We start from the raw sequence: 15,198 nt of genomic DNA on the forward strand, positions 1-15,198 counted from the left end.
TGCGGCCACCGGCTATTGGAGCCGGTGACGTCCACTTCAATTAGCGGCAGGTTTCTCGGCGTCTGCGCCGTCCGGCTGGCCGTCGACAACTTCGTCCGCACGGCTCCTGGAACCGTTTCCGGCGGCACGCTCGGTTTCGATCCTGCGCCAGCGCTTGACGTTGGCATTGTGCTCTTCCAGCGTCGGCGCAAAGACGTGACCGCCCGTGCCATCGGCGACGAAATAGAGATCCTTGGTCCGCCACGGATTGGCGACCGCTTCGAGCGCCGCACGGCCCGGATTGGAAATCGGCGTCGGCGGCAGGCCCTTGATCTTGTAGGTGTTGTAGGGTGTCTCTTTCTGCAGGTCGGACCGGTAGATCGGGCGGTCGGACGGCTTTCCTTCGCCACCGAACAGACCGTAGACGATCGTCGGGTCGGACTGGAGGCGCATGCCCTTCTGCAACCGGTTAAAGAAGACAGAGGCGACATGCGCGCGCTCGTCATCCTTGCCGGTCTCGCGCTCGACGATCGAGGCCAGAACGACGAATTCTTCCTTTGTCTTGATCGGCAGGTCGGGGTCGCGACGGTCCCAGATCTGGTCGACCAGCTTCTGCTGGGCCGCGTGCATCTGCGACAGGATCTCGGCGCGATTGGTGCCGCGGGAGAACTTGTAGGTATCCGGCCTCAGACTGCCTTCCGCCGGCAGATCGGCAGGCAGGTTGCCTTCAAGAATCTCGTCTTCCTTGAGCCGCAAGCTCATCTGACGGACCGTCAGGCCTTCGGGCATCGAGATCGAATAGAGGATGGACTTGCCGGATTCCAGCAGGTCTGCAACCTCCTGCATCGTGGCATGTGCCTTGATTTCGTATTCGCCGGCCTTGAGGCTGCGGCGCTCTTCGGCCGAACCGGCATAACCGAGATTGACCGATGTCACGTAACGGAAGACCCGCGCATCCGAGATGATCTCGTTGCGCTCGAGGCTCGATGCGATCTCGGCAATGCCGGCGCCTTCGCGCACGACGAAATTGGTATTGGCTGCAAGCGGGCCAGGACCGTGATAGGTCGACAGCGCGTAATAGAAGATCGCAGCGCCCGCGAGGCACACGAGCACGAGCATCGTCATCACGAAGTTGAAGAAGATGATGACCTGGCTGCGGGCTTTTTTCGAACGTCTCGGAGGGTCCGGCACACGTTCCGGCTTCAGGGCTTCGTTCGGAGATTTTGGAATGATCGGGCCGCGGCTGCTGCCGTTGTTGGCTGCGTTACCACCAGCATTGCCACCGCCGGGGGGAAGCTCGCTACCATTATCGGAATTGCTCAACCGCACCCCCCATTTGCATTAGACGGAATCATTGCCCGCTGTTTGACCAAGCAATACGGCAAAAAGCAGGTTCAGAATATGATGTCGGCCGGACACTGGCGTCCAGCCGACGATGGAGGCGATCACTTTTAAGCGTCGTAACGCTTCAGCACCAGCGATGCATTGGTGCCGCCGAAGCCGAAGGAGTTCGACAGGGCGACATTGACATCGCGTTTGCGCGCCGTGTGCGGCACGAGATCGATCGCCGTGTCGACATCGGGATTGTCGAGATTGAGTGTCGGCGGCACGATATTGTCGCGGATCGACAGCGTCGCAAAAATCGCCTCGACGGCACCGGCGGCTCCCAACAGATGGCCGATGGCCGACTTGGTCGACGACATGGAGACCTTCGAGGCCGCATTGCCGACCAAACGCTCGACGGCGCCGAGTTCGATCGTGTCGGCCATGGTCGAGGTGCCGTGGGCGTTGATGTAATCGAGATCCGAAGGGCTGAGACCGGCGCGCTTCAGCGCCATGGTCATGCAGCGGAAGGCGCCATCGCCGTCTTCCGACGGTGCGGTGATGTGATAGGCATCGCCCGACAGACCGTAACCGACGACTTCGGCATAGATCTTGGCACCGCGTGCCTTGGCATGTTCCAGCTCTTCCAGAACCACGATGCCGGCGCCCTCGCCCATGACGAAACCATCGCGGTCGCGGTCATAGGGGCGCGAAGCCTTGGTCGGATCATCGTTGTGCTGGGTAGACAGCGCCTTGCAGGCGGCAAAACCGGCAAGACCGATGCGGCAAACCGGCGATTCGGTGCCGCCGGCCACCATCACGTCAGCATCGCCGAAAATGATCAACCGCGCCGCATCACCGATCGCATGGGCGCCGGTGGAACAAGCGGTCACGACAGAATGGTTGGGTCCGCGCAGCTTGTGGCGGATCGAAACCTGGCCGGATACGAGATTGATCAGGCGGCCGGGAATGAAGAATGGCGAAACGCGGCGCGGTCCTTTGTCGCGGAGCGTATAGCCCGCTTCGACGATGCCTTCGAGGCCGCCGATACCCGAACCGATCAGAACGCCGGTGGCGATCTGGTCATCGTCGGTCTTCGGATGCCAGCCGGCATCGTTCAGCGCCATTTCGGCGGCAGCCATGCCGTAGAGAATGAAGGGATCGACCTTGCGCTGTTCTTTGGGTTCAAGCCACTGATCGGCATTGAAGGTGCCGTCGGATCCGTCGCCGACCGGGATACGGCAGGCGATCTTCGCCGGCAGATCCTCGACTTCGAATTCAGTGACCAGTCTTGCCCCGTTCTGGCCTGCAAGCAGGCGCTGCCAGGTGACTTCCGTTCCGCTTCCAAGCGGTGATACCATGCCGGTACCGGTGATAACGACACGCCTCATCGCCAGTGCCACACCCCGTTTTTCATGTTCTGATTGCTGAAACGGCCCGAACTAGCGGGCCGTCCTGAGGGATCGCGACCTGCAAACGCAGGCTTTCGTCCCGAATATGTCGTCGATTAGGCCTGGGCCTTCTCGATGAACTTGACCGCGTCACCAACGGTGAGGATCGAGTCAGCAGCATCGTCCGGAATTTCAACGCCGAACTCTTCTTCGAACGCCATGACCAGTTCGACGGTGTCGAGCGAATCCGCACCCAGATCGTCGATGAAGCTTGCGCCTTCAACAACCTTGTCGGCATCGACGCCGAGATGATCAATAACAATTTTCTTAACGCGTTCTGCGATATCGCTCATGTCGGTTTCCTCGACCTTTATCTTTCACCGGATGCCCGTTGGGGCACCCTCGTCCTGTTAAACCTTCAACTGCACCTTTCGGGTGCCGATGTCGGCAAACCCCGCCACCCCTTTCCCGGTTCCGTACAACATTGCTCACGCAATGTGACGACCTGAATTTGAGGGTGACTTTTCACAGTCATGGCCCGATTAACACGGTTTGACTGTTCCGAAAAGCCAGAATTTGTTCCCTCCCACAGCGCAGAACCCTTGTTCTCCACTGCTTTCGCGAACCAAGTCCGGCAATCAGATCATTGCCATGCCACCATTGACGTGCAGCGTCTGTCCGGTGACGTAGCCTGCCTCGTCCGAAGCGAGGTAAAGAACGGCTGCCGCAATGTCCGATCCAGCGCCCATGCGCTTCATCGGAATGGCACCCATGATGGCTTCTTTCTGCTTCTCGTTCAGCTTGCCGGTCATGGCGCTGTCGATGAATCCGGGCGCCACGCAGTTGACCGTGACGTTGCGGGTGGCGATTTCCTGGGCGAGCGACTTGGAGAAGCCGATCATGCCGGCCTTCGACGCACAGTAGTTCGTCTGGCCCGGATTGCCGGTAACGCCGACGATCGATGTGATGTTGATGATGCGGCCATGGCGGCGGCGCATCATCGGGTGCGTCAGTTCGCGCGTCAGGCGGAAGACTGCCGTCAGGTTGACTTCAAGCACCGCATCCCAGTCCTCATCGCTCATGCGCACGAAAAGACCGTCCTTGGTGATGCCGGCATTGTTGACGAGAATGTCGATGCCACCGAGTTCGGCCTCCGCCTTCTCGCCGAGCGCCTTGACCTCGGCGCGGTCGGAAAGGTTGGCCGGAAAGATATGGACGCGTTCGCCGAGATCGGCGGCAAGCGCTTCCAGCTTTTCGACACGGGTGCCGTGCAGGCCGACGGTGGCGCCCTGCTTGTGCAGCAGACGGGCGATCTCTTCGCCGAGACCACCGGTCGCGCCGGTGACGAGGGCCTTGCGGCCGGTCAGATCAAACATATCGAAAATCCCTTATCTTCAGCCGAGAATGGCGGCAATCGCCGCGTCGATGTCGGCCGGGGTGTTGACGGCCACGCCGGAAATATTCTTGTCGATGCGGCGGGCAAGACCCGTGAGCACCTTTCCGGAGCCGATCTCATAAAGTGTGGTGATGCCGTTGGCACCGAACCACTCAACCGTCTCGCGCCAGCGCACCTGACCGGTGACCTGGGTGACGAGCAGTTTTGCGATTTCGTCGGCATCGGTGACCGGTGCGGCGCGGACATTGGCGACAACCGGCACGATCGGGCTCTTCTTTTCGACCTTGTCCAGCGCATGGCGCATGGCATCTGCGGCTGGCGCCATCAGATCGCTGTGGAAAGGTGCTGAAACCGGCAGCATAATAGCGCGCTTGGCGCCTTTTTCGGTTGCCAGAGCCGCAGCCTTCTCGACCGCTGCCTTGGAGCCGGAGATGACGAGCTGGCCGCCGCCATTGTCGTTGGCGATCTGGCAGACACCTTCCGCCTTGGCTTCGGTGCAGATCGCATCTACATCGCCATGTTCGAGGCCGATGATCGCGGCCATCGCGCCCTGCCCGACAGGAACCGCAGACTGCATGGCATCACCGCGGATGCGCAGGAGCTTCGCCGTATCGGAAAGAGAGAAAGTACCGGCGGCACAGAGAGCCGAATATTCGCCGAGCGAATGACCGGCGACGTAGGCGACGTTGTCTGCCAGCACGAGACCACGCGCTTCCAGCACGCGCATTGTGGCGATCGAAACCGCCATCAGTGCCGGCTGGGCGTTTGCCGTCAGCGTCAGCGTCTCTTCCGGGCCATTCCACATGATGTCGGAAAGTTTCTGGCCGAGTGCGGCGTCGACTTCTTCAAAAACCGCACGGGCTTCCGGGTAGGTTTCGGCGAGATCCTTGCCCATGCCGACGGCCTGGCTGCCCTGACCGGGAAACGTGAATGCGATGCTGGCTGAAGTGCCCATGGGGACGATCCTTCCCTTAAGTTTGCCTCTCCATTCACATTTGAACCTTGAGAGTCAAGGGCACGGCCGTACGCCTGCCTCACCATTCCGAAGCAAATCGGCCCGTTTGGCGGTTTGTCAAAGCTCTTCGAGGCGAAATCGCGACCGGCCGCCAAGTTGATCGAGCGATGGACTTGCGCTTCATCAATCGAGCGCTAAAGTCCCCCACCTTGCATCGTTTATCCCGGCCTCCTCCCACCGGCCTTCCATCCAGGACGTCTTTCATGAAATTCAACACACTCGGCCGAACGGATATTTCCGTGTCGGAAATCTGCCTTGGCACCATGACCTGGGGCACACAGAACACCGAAGCCGAAGCGCATGCCCAAATGGATTATGCCGTCGAGAACGGCGTCAACTTTTTCGATACGGCAGAGCTTTATCCGACGACGCCGGTCAGCGGTGAAACCTATGGCCGCACCGAACAATATATCGGCACATGGCTGAACAAACGCGCCAAACGCGACGATATAGTGCTCGCCACCAAGATTGCCGGTGCTGGTCGCCCGCATATTCGGCAGGGCCGGCCGATCGAGGCAGCCACGATCCGCGAGGCCGTCGATTCCAGCCTGAAACGCCTGCAGACGGATTATATCGACCTCTACCAGATCCATTGGCCGAACCGCAGCCATTACCATTTCCGCAACTCCTGGGAGTTCGACGCGACGACGCAGGATCGCGAAAAATCCATCACCGATATTCTGGAAAAGCTGCAGACGCTGGACGACCTGGTAAAAGCCGGAAAAATCCGCGCCGTCGGTCTTTCCAACGAAACCGCCTGGGGCACGATGCAGTATCTACGGCTGGCCGAGGAAAAAGCCCTGCCGCGTGTCGCCTCGATCCAGAACGAATACAATCTTCTTTATCGCACATTCGATCTCGATCTCGCTGAAGTCGCCCATCACGGCGATGTCGGGCTGCTGGCCTATTCGCCGTTGGCCGCCGGTCTGCTGAGCGGGAAATATCTGAACGGCGCCCGCCCCGAGGGCTCTCGCGCAACCATCAATGCCGATCTCGGCGGTCGCCTTCAGCCCAAGCAGGAACCCGCGGTCAAGGCCTATGTCGAGCTTGCCGGCAAACATGGCCTCGACCCGGCACAGATGGCGCTCGGCTTCTGCCTGGCGCGCCCGTTCATGGCCTCTGTCATCATCGGCGCCACTTCGATGGAACAGTTGAAGACGGATATCGGCGCGGCCGATTTGGCTCTTTCAGATGAGCTGATGAAGGATATAGCCGACATTCACCGGCACTACCCGATGCCGATCTGACCAAACCGGCGGATCGCGCCCTCCTCGCGGTTCGCATCCTCTCCCGCGTCTCCTCCGCCATCTACCGCGATGAACAGCTCTGCCGGATTCGGCAACCCAAAAGACGCTGACTCTGACGCCTTTTGGACATTCGATGACCCGGGGCCACAAGTGGCCTGTCGTGCAGAAGGCAAGGAACCTGACGCAGAGACTTGCCTTCTGCCGAAAAATCCGTATAAGCCGCCCTTGTTCGAACACCCGGTCTTCTGGCTGGTGGCTGTACGGAGGGCAGGCTCACGCAGGTGGGCCTCAGGAACGAGAACGTTCCGGCCTCCCGTGTCTCCGCTCTCGACCGTCTCGAAACAACAACTTTTCTTGCCGGCCGCAACGCCATCAGGAGCAGTCGTTGAGGCTTAGCCGCCGAAACCGGGTGACAAAACAACCGCAAGAAAAGGCAAAGCTTACATGGCTCTTTACGAACACGTATTCCTTGCCCGGCAGGATATGTCCGCTCAGCAGGTTGATGCCCTCGTCGAACAGTACAAGGGTGTCATCGAAGCTAATGGCGGCAAGGTCGGGCGCGTCGAAAACTGGGGCCTCAAGTCCCTGACGTACCGCATGAAGAAAAACCGCAAGGCTCATTACGCCCTGATGGACATCGATGCTCCGGCAGCTGCCGTGCATGAGATGGAACGCCAGATGCGTATCAACGAAGACGTTCTTCGCTACATGACGCTTTCCGTCGAGAAGCATGAAGAAGGCCCGTCCGCGATGATGCAGAAGCGCGACCGTGACGACCGTCCGCGTGACGATCGTGGCCCGCGCCGCGACTTCGGCGATCGTGGCCCGCGCCGCGATTTCGGCGATCGTCCTCCGCGTGAAGGTGGCTTCGAGCGCGCACCGCGTCCGTCCGCCCCGCGCGAATCCTAATTGGGTCTAAGGAGAAAACACAATGGCTGACGTATCCTCGTCCCCGGCACGCCGTCCTTTCCATCGTCGTCGCAAGACCTGCCCGTTCTCGGGTGCCAATGCGCCGAAGATCGACTACAAGGACGTTCGTCTCCTGCAGCGCTACATTTCCGAGCGTGGCAAGATCGTTCCTTCGCGTATCACCGCAGTTTCCCAGAAGAAGCAGCGCGAGCTGGCCCAGGCCATCAAGCGCGCCCGTTTCCTCGGCCTGCTGCCTTACGTCGTATCGTAAGTGATTATCAGACCCGCTGATCGAAAGTCAGCGGGTCCACTCTCCCTTCCGCGTTGGGCGCGGATCGGAATTCTACGTGTCGCAGATACCCTTCGCCCGAGCTTCGCTCGAACGGGACCTGCGGTGCAAACCCCATGTTGGGGATGAAGTGCCTGTCACAATGATTCAGGCCCGTCCCCTAACTGCTTGATATGGCAGGACAGCGAGAGCGTAATGAACAAGACACAGACAGTGCTGCCCACCGGCATCCTTGCCGGCGTCATCGCTACCCTCCTTGTGATGGGTGCGAACACGCAGTCGTCTTTTGCCGCGATCCTTTACGCCGCATCGGCACTCCCAATTTTCGTTGCCGGCCTTGGCTGGGGCAATCGCGCAGCCATCACCGGCGTTGTCACGTCCGGAATTCTCGGCGCAATTCTTATCTCGCCGACATTTTCCGTCACCATGGCGATATTCACCCTGATCCCTGCCGGCTGGCTGTCGCATCTTGCCAATCTGGCGCGCCCGGCCTCCGAACTCGGCGGTCCCGACGATCTGCTTGCCTGGTACCCGATTTCCGACATCCTGCTGCATCTGTGCGGCCTCGTTACGCTTGCCGTGATCGCGCTCGGCGTTGCCATCGGTTACGGACCGCAACTCGTCGGCCAGATGGTCGATGTTCTCAGTTCTGCACTGCAGACCCAGGAACCGGGCCTGGCACTCGATGCCGCCGGCGTCACCCAACTCAAGGGCACGATGCTGCTGATGCTGCCGATGGTTCAGGGCGGCATCTGGGTGATCCTGCTGTTCACCGCCTTCTATATCGCCATGCGTATCGTCTCGCGTTCGGGCCGTGCACTGCGTCCGCGCGAAGACATGCCGTCGGCGTTGCGGATGAACCGGAACGCCATCTTCGTCTTCCTTGCCGGCGTGTTGCTGACCTTCATGGGCGGCGTTCCGGCGATGGTCGGCGCCACGATCTGCGGAACGTTCGGCGCGGGTTTCCTGATGTCCGGCTTTGCCGCCATCCACTTCCGCAGCCAGGGCAAGGACTGGCGGCTGCCGGTCCTCGTGCTTTCATACCTCTCTTCCATGCTCGTCATACCGGCATTCGCGATCCTCGTGCTCGGTCTTACCGAAACACGCCGGACCATCGCGCTGACGCCGGCCCAAGGGGCACCGAAGGGCGACACGGACCAGAATACAACCAATCCAGACACTTGAAGATCAGAAAGGAACTCCAACATGCAAGTTATTCTGCTTGAACGCGTGCCGAAGCTCGGCCAGATGGGTGAAGTCGTGAAGGTTCGCGACGGTTTTGCTCGTAACTTCCTGCTGCCGCAGGGCAAGGCGCTTCGTGCCAACGACGCCAACAAGAAGCGTTTCGATTCCGAGCGCGCAACGCTCGAAGCCCGTAACCTCGAGCGCAAGGGCGAAGCCGAAACTGTTGCCGAAGCACTTGCTGGCAAGGTTTTCGTCATCGTCCGTTCGGCTGGCGAAACCGGCCAGCTCTACGGTTCGGTCGCTGCCCGTGACGTCATGGACGCGCTGGCTGCCGAAGGCTTCAACATCGGCCGCAACCAGGTTGACCTCAACCACCCGATCAAGTCGATCGGCCTGCACGAAGTTACCCTGCACCTGCATTCGGAAGTCGAGATCCAGGTCTCGGTCAACGTTGCCCGTTCGGCCGAAGAAGCCGAGCGTCAGGCTCACGGCGAAAGCCTCACCTCCGCCGACGCCATCTACGGCGTTGACGAAGATGCGCTTCGTCCGGAAGACTTCTTCGATCCGGACGCAGACGGCAACGCCGAAGACGACGAATAAGAAACGTTTCGCAGATCTTTCTGCGATGGCGCCCGGTCTCACAAGGCCGGGCGTTTTTTTGTCTTTTTTCCGGGTTATGCTGGCAATTGTTCCGGTGAGTCGCGAGCTGTTCCCGACCATCCCCCGAAAGGGGCACAGTCAACCGGATTTGTCGCTTCATTACGTTTTTTGTTTCGAGTAGATGACGCCCGCTGTGGATAGCTGTGGGAATCCTTCAAAGGCAAAATGCACGGTTTCGAGGTCGAGCAGTTATCACTAGAACCTGCATCTTGAATGGACAGGACGGGTAGAAGATCATGAACGAAGTCGCGCGCAATCTGGCATCTCTCAGCAACAAGGATGCAGCGCCGCACTATCGCGAGGCGCCGAACAATATCGAGGCTGAACAGGCGCTGCTTGGCGCGATCCTGGTCAATAACGATGCCTATTACCGCGTTTCCGACTTCCTCAAGCCGCCGCATCTCTATGAGCCGCTGCATCGCAAGATCTATGAGGTTGCGGGCGACATCATCCGCATGGGCAAGACCGCCAATCCGATCACTCTGAAAACCTTCCTGCCCGCGGATGACAAGGTAGGTGACCTGACGGTGGCGCAATATCTCGCGCGCCTCGCCGCCGATGCAGTCTCGATCATCAACGCGGAAGATTACGGCCGGGCCATCTACGATCTGGCGCTTCGCCGGGCGCTGATCACCATCGGCGAGGACGTCGTCAACATCGCGTATGACGCACCGCTCGATATGCCGCCGCAGAGCCAGATCGAGGATACCGAACGACGCCTGTTCGAACTTGCCGAAACCGGCCGTTACGACGGCGGCTTCCAGTCGTTCAACGACGCGGTTGCACTTGCCATCGACATGGCTGGCCAGGCATTCGAGCGCGACGGCCAGCTTTCAGGTATTTCCACCGGCATCATGTCGCTCGACGGCAAGATGGGCGGGTTGCAGCGCTCCGACTTGATCGTGCTTGCAGGACGCCCCGGCATGGGCAAGACATCGCTTGCCACCAATATTGCCTATAATATAGCGGCAGCCTACGAACAGGACGTCAATCCGGATGGCTCGTTCAAGGCCAAGAATGGCGGCGTCGTCGGCTTCTATTCGCTCGAAATGTCGTCCGAACAGCTCGCCACCCGTATCATTTCCGAGCAGACGGAAGTCTCGTCGTCAAAAATCCGCCGCGGTGACATTACCGAGGCCGATTTCGAAAAGCTCGTCGCCTGCTCCCAGATGATGCAGAAGGTTCCGCTGTTCATCGACCAGACCGGTGGTATCTCGATCGCCCAGCTTTCCGCACGCGCCCGTCGCCTGAAGCGTCAGCGCGGCCTCGATTGCCTGGTTGTCGACTATATCCAGCTGATGACCGGTTCCGGCAAGTCGGGCGAAAACCGTGTGCAGGAAATCACCCAGATCACCACCGGCCTGAAGGCGCTCGGCAAGGAACTCAACGTTCCGATCGTGGCGCTGTCGCAGCTCTCGCGCGGCGTCGAAAGCCGCGAAGACAAACGCCCGCAGCTCTCCGACCTTCGCGAATCGGGTTCGATCGAGCAGGACGCCGACGTCGTGCTTTTCGTGTTCCGTGAGGAATATTACGTGAAGAACATGGAGCCTCGTGATCTCGCCGATCCAAAATACCCGGAATGGGAAGCACAGATGGAACGCGTCAAGGGCACGGCGGACGTGATCATCGCCAAGCAGCGCCACGGACCGACCGGCACCGTCAAGCTCGCCTTCCAGTCGGAATTCACCCGGTTTGCAGACTTGGCCGAACCGAGCTTCACGCAATACGAGGAGCCGTGATGGAACGTCCTCGCCGGTGCGAACCCGGCGGGGACGAAAGACGTTTGCCCAGGCTCAGCACTGCGCCTTCAGCCATTTGCGGATGCGCGCCCTTGCATTCGCATAGGGAGACGACGTGTTGAACTGGATCATTCGACCTTTGGTCCATTTGCCGTACCAGCCCTTCCCATAGAGCTCGTCATTTGACCGCGCGGAAATTGTCGAAACCAGCAGCTCCTTCACAGCCCCCAGACGCTCCAGTCGTTCTGGCCAGTCGAGCGCGTCATAATCCGCATAGAATTTCTCGGCGAGCAGACCCAACTCGTTCCATTTAAATCCTGTCTCGGGGGAATCGACCTTCCCGCCCCGGTCATCCCGATCAAGCCATTTCAATACGAGCTCGTTCCAGCCAATCAGGTAGGCGACGAGATCCGCCGGGCTCATCGTCTTGCCAGCCAAATGCCCCTCCATTGAGGTATCCCTCGCCCTCTTCGGAGGCACGCGGGCGAGATCTTCGCAAAGCCGGTCAAAGGTCTTGGAGATCGCGGCAATAAGCTCGTTTTTGGAGCCGGGGACGGCCATGAATGCGCCTGCAGGTCATGTTGGAATGCCGGGAAAGGCTACCACTCTTCAAGTCAGGATGAAGCCGTCCTGCTGTCGCAGTTGAACGACAAGTTCTGGCATGGCGGTTTCAAAACCCTGTGCGGAGGAACGGAATCTTTTCGCCCGGCCTTTTTCCGGACGGCAAAAAGGTTAGGATCGGCGATCTGCCTCCCCTGGCCAAGCACCCGATCGAGAATAGCATGACAGAACAGACCGACTTCGACAGCAACGACATTCTTATCGATGACTTCGACATCGCCCCCGTGCGCCTCACCGTCGATCTCGGCGCGCTTGTCGATAACTGGCGTGAGATGGCGCGGCGCTCCGGTTCGGCGAACACCGCCGCCATCGTCAAGGCGGACGCCTATGGTCTTGGCCTGGAAGACTGCGGCACGGCGCTTTACGAGGCCGGCGCCCGCGACTTTTTCGTCGCCGTCGTGCAGGAAGGCGTGACGCTTCGGACTTATGCGCCGGATGCCCGCATCTACGTCCTGTCCGGCATCTGGCCGGGCCAGGAACGGCTGTTCTTCGACCACGATCTTGTCCCGGTCATCATATCGGAAGAACAACTCGCCTTGTGGATGTCGGTGACTGCCGAGCATGGCGACCACCCTTGCGCCCTGCATATCGATACCGGTTTCAACCGGCTCGGCCTGCCGCTGGAGGAAGCGATTGCTTTCGCCGAGGACGTCTCCCGCCCGGCAAGCTTTTCACCGGTTCTGGTGATGTCGCATCTGCATAGCGGCGATTCGCCCGCCTCGCCGCTCAACCGGGCACAGCTTGAGTCGTTTCAACGGGTTGCCGCGGCTTTCGAAGGCATTCCGGCAAGCCTGTCGGCCTCCGCCGGCATTTTCCTCGGTCCCGAATATCATTTCGACCTTACCCGGCCCGGTATTGCCGTTTATGGCGGCGAGGCCGTCAACGGCATGAAGGCGCTGAAGCCCGTCGCCAAGGCGGAAGCCCGCATTATCCAGATCCGCGAGGCGCCTTCCGGCTCGACCGTCAGCTACGGCGCAACCCATCAATTGTCGCGCAACAGCCGGCTTGCGATCGTATCGGCCGGTTATGCCGACGGCTATCTGCGCTCGCTCTCCGGCTCCGGCGTGCCGATCCGTGCCGGCGGTGCGCCCGGCGCCTTCGGCTTCATCGGCAATACCCGCGTGCCGGTCATCGGCCGGGTGACGATGGATCTGACGATCTTCGATGTCACCGACGTGCCTGAAGGCGAAATCCGCGCAGGCGACTATATCGAGCTGTTCGGGCCGAACATCTTGCTCGACGACACCGCACGCGCCGGCGGCACGATCGGTTACGAGCTTCTGACCGGATTGGGCCTGCGCTACGAACGGCGTTATCTCTATCCCGACGATTGATCGGTTCCCTGCCCGAGGCCATTTCCAGCGCCCTCTTGGAAGCCGCAAATCTTCGTGCTAAAAGAGAACAAAAGGAGATCGAAATGACCGAGATCCATCTCAGCGAGAAGGATAGGGCCTTCATCGAAGAACAGGTAAAATCCGGTGCATATAATAATGCAGAGGATGTTATCGCGGCAGGTCTGAGCCGTCTTGGGAGCGAGGACGAACATCTGCGGGCCATGATTGCAGAGGCCGATGCCCAGTTGGAAAGAGGCGAATTCGTCAGCTTCGAAAGTGCTGAGGCGCATGCCGACTCGATCATCGAAAGGGGGATGCGGATATTGAACCGAAAAAGCTGATCTACGCCCCGCTCGCGGATCAGGACCTACTCGATATATTCCTTTATATCGCCGTCGATGATCCAGTAACGGCTTCTCATTTTGTCCGGGATCTCACGCGGAAAATCGAATGGATTGCGCTCACCGGTTTTCCTGGCTCGCCTCGGGACAATCTTTCACCAGGTTTAAAAGCGCTGCCCTATCGCAGTCGCTGCATTTATTTCCGCAGGCTTGAAACGACCGTTCGCATCGTGCGCGTCCTTCATGGCCATCAAAATCTGTCGCCTGACCTATTCAAAGACTGACGAAAACTGACCTCATGGCAAAAACCAAAACTCAATTTTTGTGCCAGAACTGCGGCACGGTGCATAATCGCTGGGCCGGCAAATGCGATGGCTGCGGCGAGTGGAACACGATCGTCGAGGAAGACCCGATGGGCGGCATCGGTGGCGGTCCCGGCCGTGCGCCGAAAAAGGGCCGCGCGGTGGCACTGACGACGCTTTCCGGCGAGACCGAAGAAGCCCCACGTGTCTTTACCGGCATTTCCGAACTCGACCGTGCCACCGGCGGCGGTTTCGTGCGCGGTTCGGCGGTGCTGATCGGCGGCGATCCCGGCATCGGCAAGTCGACATTGCTGATGCAGGCGGCGGCAGCGCTTTCCCGTCGCGGCCACCGGATCATCTATGTCTCGGGCGAAGAAGCGGTGGCGCAGGTTCGCCTGCGCGCCCAGCGCCTCGGCGCCGCCGATTCGGATGTGCTGCTGGCAGCCGAAACCAATGTGGAAGACATTCTTGCGACAATTTCCGAAGGCAAGCGCCCCGATCTGGTGATCATCGATTCGATCCAGACGCTGTGGAGCGACACGGCCGATTCGGCGCCCGGCACCGTCACGCAGGTGCGCACCGGCGTGCAGGCGATGATCCGGTTTGCCAAGCAGACGGGTGCTGCGATGGTGCTGGTCGGGCACGTCACCAAGGAAGGCCAGATCGCCGGCCCGCGCGTCGTCGAGCATATGGTCGATGCGGTGCTTTATTTCGAAGGCGACCGCGGCCATCACTACCGCATCCTGCGCACGGTAAAGAACCGCTTCGGACCGACCGACGAGATCGGCGTGTTCGAGATGTCCGACAAGGGTCTGCGCGACGTCTCCAACCCGTCCGAACTGTTTCTCGGCGAACGCAATGCGAAATCCCCCGGTGCTGCCGTGTTTGCCGGAATGGAAGGTACAAGGCCGGTTCTGGTCGAGGTGCAGGCGCTGGTGGCAGCCACTTCGCTCGGCACGCCGCGGCGCGCCGTGGTCGGCTGGGACTCGTCGCGTCTGGCAATGATCCTTGCCGTGCTCGAGGCCCATTGCGGCGTCAAACTCGGCAACCACGACGTCTATCTCAATGTCGCCGGCGGCTACCGCATCTCGGAACCTGCCGCCGACATGGCGATCGCGTCGGCTCTCGTCTCCTCGCTTGCCGGTGCCGCGCTGCCGCCCGATTGCGTTTTCTTCGGCGAAATCAGCCTCTCGGGTGCCGTGAGGCCGGTATCGCAGACGGCACAGCGCCTGAAGGAAGCGGAAAAACTCGGCTTCGCCAGCGCCATGCTGCCGGCGACTTCAGCTGAACTGCCCAAGACGGGAAATGCGCGCTGGACGATGATCGAGGACCTGCCGGATCTCGTCTCACGAATTGCGCGATCGGGAAGGAAGCTGGGGAAAGACCATCAAAATGCCGGAGAAGATGATTGATCTTCCGTTAATCACCCGGCTGATGTATGAGACTGCGCCCGACACCCGCGTGTGG

16 protein-coding genes are annotated in these 15,198 nt (G+C 60.2%); 10 read left to right on the plus strand and 6 right to left on the minus strand.

Going from position 1 to position 15,198, the window contains the following annotated elements; translation table 11 throughout:
- Positions 1-36: 36 nt before the first annotated feature.
- From mltG to fabD, 5 genes are all read right to left on the minus strand, one after another.
- Positions 37-1,302: an endolytic transglycosylase MltG gene (gene mltG / locus FHP24_RS04370; RefSeq protein ID WP_139673363.1), complete on the minus strand. Its 1,266-nt coding sequence runs from the start codon at positions 1,300-1,302 to the stop codon at positions 37-39.
- 128 nt (positions 1,303-1,430) lie between these two features.
- A complete protein-coding gene (gene fabF / locus FHP24_RS04375) occupies positions 1,431-2,693 on the minus strand; it encodes a beta-ketoacyl-ACP synthase II (RefSeq protein ID WP_139673366.1) in 1,263 nt (420 codons plus the stop codon).
- A gap of 116 nt (positions 2,694-2,809) precedes the next feature.
- Positions 2,810-3,046, minus strand: a complete 237-nt coding sequence (locus FHP24_RS04380) for an acyl carrier protein (RefSeq protein WP_003502080.1) — start codon at positions 3,044-3,046, stop codon at positions 2,810-2,812.
- 285 nt (positions 3,047-3,331) lie between these two features.
- Positions 3,332-4,069 (minus strand): 3-oxoacyl-[acyl-carrier-protein] reductase, encoded by a 738-nt coding sequence (fabG, locus tag FHP24_RS04385; RefSeq protein WP_139673368.1) that lies wholly within the window; start codon positions 4,067-4,069, stop codon positions 3,332-3,334.
- An 18-nt stretch (positions 4,070-4,087) separates the two neighbouring features.
- Positions 4,088-5,044 (minus strand): ACP S-malonyltransferase, encoded by a 957-nt coding sequence (gene fabD, locus FHP24_RS04390; RefSeq protein ID WP_139673371.1) that lies wholly within the window; start codon positions 5,042-5,044, stop codon positions 4,088-4,090.
- Between the two features lie 263 nt (positions 5,045-5,307).
- Between fabD and FHP24_RS04395 the strand changes: the two genes are divergently transcribed.
- The 6 genes from FHP24_RS04395 (at position 5,308) to FHP24_RS04425 (ending at position 11,133) form a co-directional block, all read left to right on the plus strand.
- Positions 5,308-6,351 carry an aldo/keto reductase gene (locus FHP24_RS04395; RefSeq protein WP_139673375.1) on the plus strand — a complete coding sequence of 348 codons (1,044 nt, stop codon included), beginning with the start codon at positions 5,308-5,310 and terminating at the stop codon, positions 6,349-6,351.
- A 444-nt stretch (positions 6,352-6,795) separates the two neighbouring features.
- Positions 6,796-7,260, plus strand: a complete 465-nt coding sequence (gene rpsF, locus FHP24_RS04405; RefSeq protein WP_139673378.1) for a 30S ribosomal protein S6 — start codon at positions 6,796-6,798, stop codon at positions 7,258-7,260.
- 22 nt (positions 7,261-7,282) lie between these two features.
- Entirely contained in the window at positions 7,283-7,531 is a 249-nt protein-coding gene (gene rpsR / locus FHP24_RS04410; RefSeq protein WP_112457119.1) for a 30S ribosomal protein S18, read from the plus strand.
- Between the two features lie 213 nt (positions 7,532-7,744).
- Complete coding sequence (locus tag FHP24_RS04415; protein WP_139673381.1) at positions 7,745-8,734, plus strand: DUF2232 domain-containing protein; 990 nt, start codon at positions 7,745-7,747, stop codon at positions 8,732-8,734.
- 21 nt (positions 8,735-8,755) lie between these two features.
- On the plus strand, positions 8,756-9,334 hold the full coding sequence (gene rplI / locus FHP24_RS04420) for a 50S ribosomal protein L9 (protein ID WP_139673385.1): 579 nt from the start codon (positions 8,756-8,758) through the stop codon (positions 9,332-9,334).
- 296 nt (positions 9,335-9,630) lie between these two features.
- Positions 9,631-11,133, plus strand: a complete 1,503-nt coding sequence (locus tag FHP24_RS04425; RefSeq protein WP_139673388.1) for a replicative DNA helicase — start codon at positions 9,631-9,633, stop codon at positions 11,131-11,133.
- Between the two features lie 54 nt (positions 11,134-11,187).
- Here the strand turns inward: FHP24_RS04425 and FHP24_RS04430 are convergent, their stop codons facing one another.
- Positions 11,188-11,694 (minus strand): ClbS/DfsB family four-helix bundle protein, encoded by a 507-nt coding sequence (locus tag FHP24_RS04430; RefSeq protein WP_139673391.1) that lies wholly within the window; start codon positions 11,692-11,694, stop codon positions 11,188-11,190.
- Between the two features lie 221 nt (positions 11,695-11,915).
- Here FHP24_RS04430 and alr point away from each other — a divergent pair, with 221 nt between their 5' ends.
- From alr to radA, 4 genes are all read left to right on the plus strand, one after another.
- Positions 11,916-13,088: an alanine racemase gene (gene alr, locus FHP24_RS04435; protein WP_139673395.1), complete on the plus strand. Its 1,173-nt coding sequence runs from the start codon at positions 11,916-11,918 to the stop codon at positions 13,086-13,088.
- An 83-nt stretch (positions 13,089-13,171) separates the two neighbouring features.
- A complete protein-coding gene (locus FHP24_RS04440) occupies positions 13,172-13,429 on the plus strand; it encodes a type II toxin-antitoxin system ParD family antitoxin (RefSeq protein WP_139673398.1) in 258 nt (85 codons plus the stop codon).
- Positions 13,430-13,476: 47 nt separating this feature from the next.
- Positions 13,477-13,713: a type II toxin-antitoxin system RelE/ParE family toxin gene (locus FHP24_RS04445; protein ID WP_246091668.1), complete on the plus strand. Its 237-nt coding sequence runs from the start codon at positions 13,477-13,479 to the stop codon at positions 13,711-13,713.
- A 14-nt stretch (positions 13,714-13,727) separates the two neighbouring features.
- The gene (gene radA, locus FHP24_RS04450) at positions 13,728-15,143 is read left to right on the plus strand and encodes a DNA repair protein RadA (protein ID WP_139673401.1); all 1,416 of its coding nucleotides are present in this window, start codon (positions 13,728-13,730) and stop codon (positions 15,141-15,143) included.
- Positions 15,144-15,198: the final 55 nt, after the last annotated feature.

It is taken from the genome of Aliirhizobium smilacinae (assembly GCF_006335145.1).
Taxonomy (GTDB): Bacteria; Pseudomonadota; Alphaproteobacteria; order Rhizobiales; family Rhizobiaceae; genus Neorhizobium; species Neorhizobium smilacinae.

Excerpts from the sequence above, each read along its gene's own strand:
- fabD (WP_139673371.1), bottom strand. The coding sequence starts at position 5,044 with ATGGGCACTTCAGCCAGCATCGCATTCACGTTTCCCGGTCAGGGCAGC.
- FHP24_RS04415 (WP_139673381.1), top strand. The coding sequence starts at position 7,745 with ATGAACAAGACACAGACAGTGCTGCCCACCGGCATCCTTGCCGGCGTC.
- FHP24_RS04425 (WP_139673388.1), top strand. The coding sequence starts at position 9,631 with ATGAACGAAGTCGCGCGCAATCTGGCATCTCTCAGCAACAAGGATGCA.
- radA (WP_139673401.1), top strand. The coding sequence starts at position 13,728 with ATGGCAAAAACCAAAACTCAATTTTTGTGCCAGAACTGCGGCACGGTG.
- FHP24_RS04395 (WP_139673375.1), top strand. The coding sequence starts at position 5,308 with ATGAAATTCAACACACTCGGCCGAACGGATATTTCCGTGTCGGAAATC.
- rpsR (WP_112457119.1), top strand. The coding sequence starts at position 7,283 with ATGGCTGACGTATCCTCGTCCCCGGCACGCCGTCCTTTCCATCGTCGT.
- FHP24_RS04440 (WP_139673398.1), top strand. The coding sequence starts at position 13,172 with ATGACCGAGATCCATCTCAGCGAGAAGGATAGGGCCTTCATCGAAGAA.
- FHP24_RS04380 (WP_003502080.1), bottom strand. The coding sequence starts at position 3,046 with ATGAGCGATATCGCAGAACGCGTTAAGAAAATTGTTATTGATCATCTC.
- alr (WP_139673395.1), top strand. The coding sequence starts at position 11,916 with ATGACAGAACAGACCGACTTCGACAGCAACGACATTCTTATCGATGAC.
- rplI (WP_139673385.1), top strand. The coding sequence starts at position 8,756 with ATGCAAGTTATTCTGCTTGAACGCGTGCCGAAGCTCGGCCAGATGGGT.
- fabF (WP_139673366.1), bottom strand. The coding sequence starts at position 2,693 with ATGAGGCGTGTCGTTATCACCGGTACCGGCATGGTATCACCGCTTGGA.
- rpsF (WP_139673378.1), top strand. The coding sequence starts at position 6,796 with ATGGCTCTTTACGAACACGTATTCCTTGCCCGGCAGGATATGTCCGCT.
- fabG (WP_139673368.1), bottom strand. The coding sequence starts at position 4,069 with ATGTTTGATCTGACCGGCCGCAAGGCCCTCGTCACCGGCGCGACCGGT.
- FHP24_RS04430 (WP_139673391.1), bottom strand. The coding sequence starts at position 11,694 with ATGGCCGTCCCCGGCTCCAAAAACGAGCTTATTGCCGCGATCTCCAAG.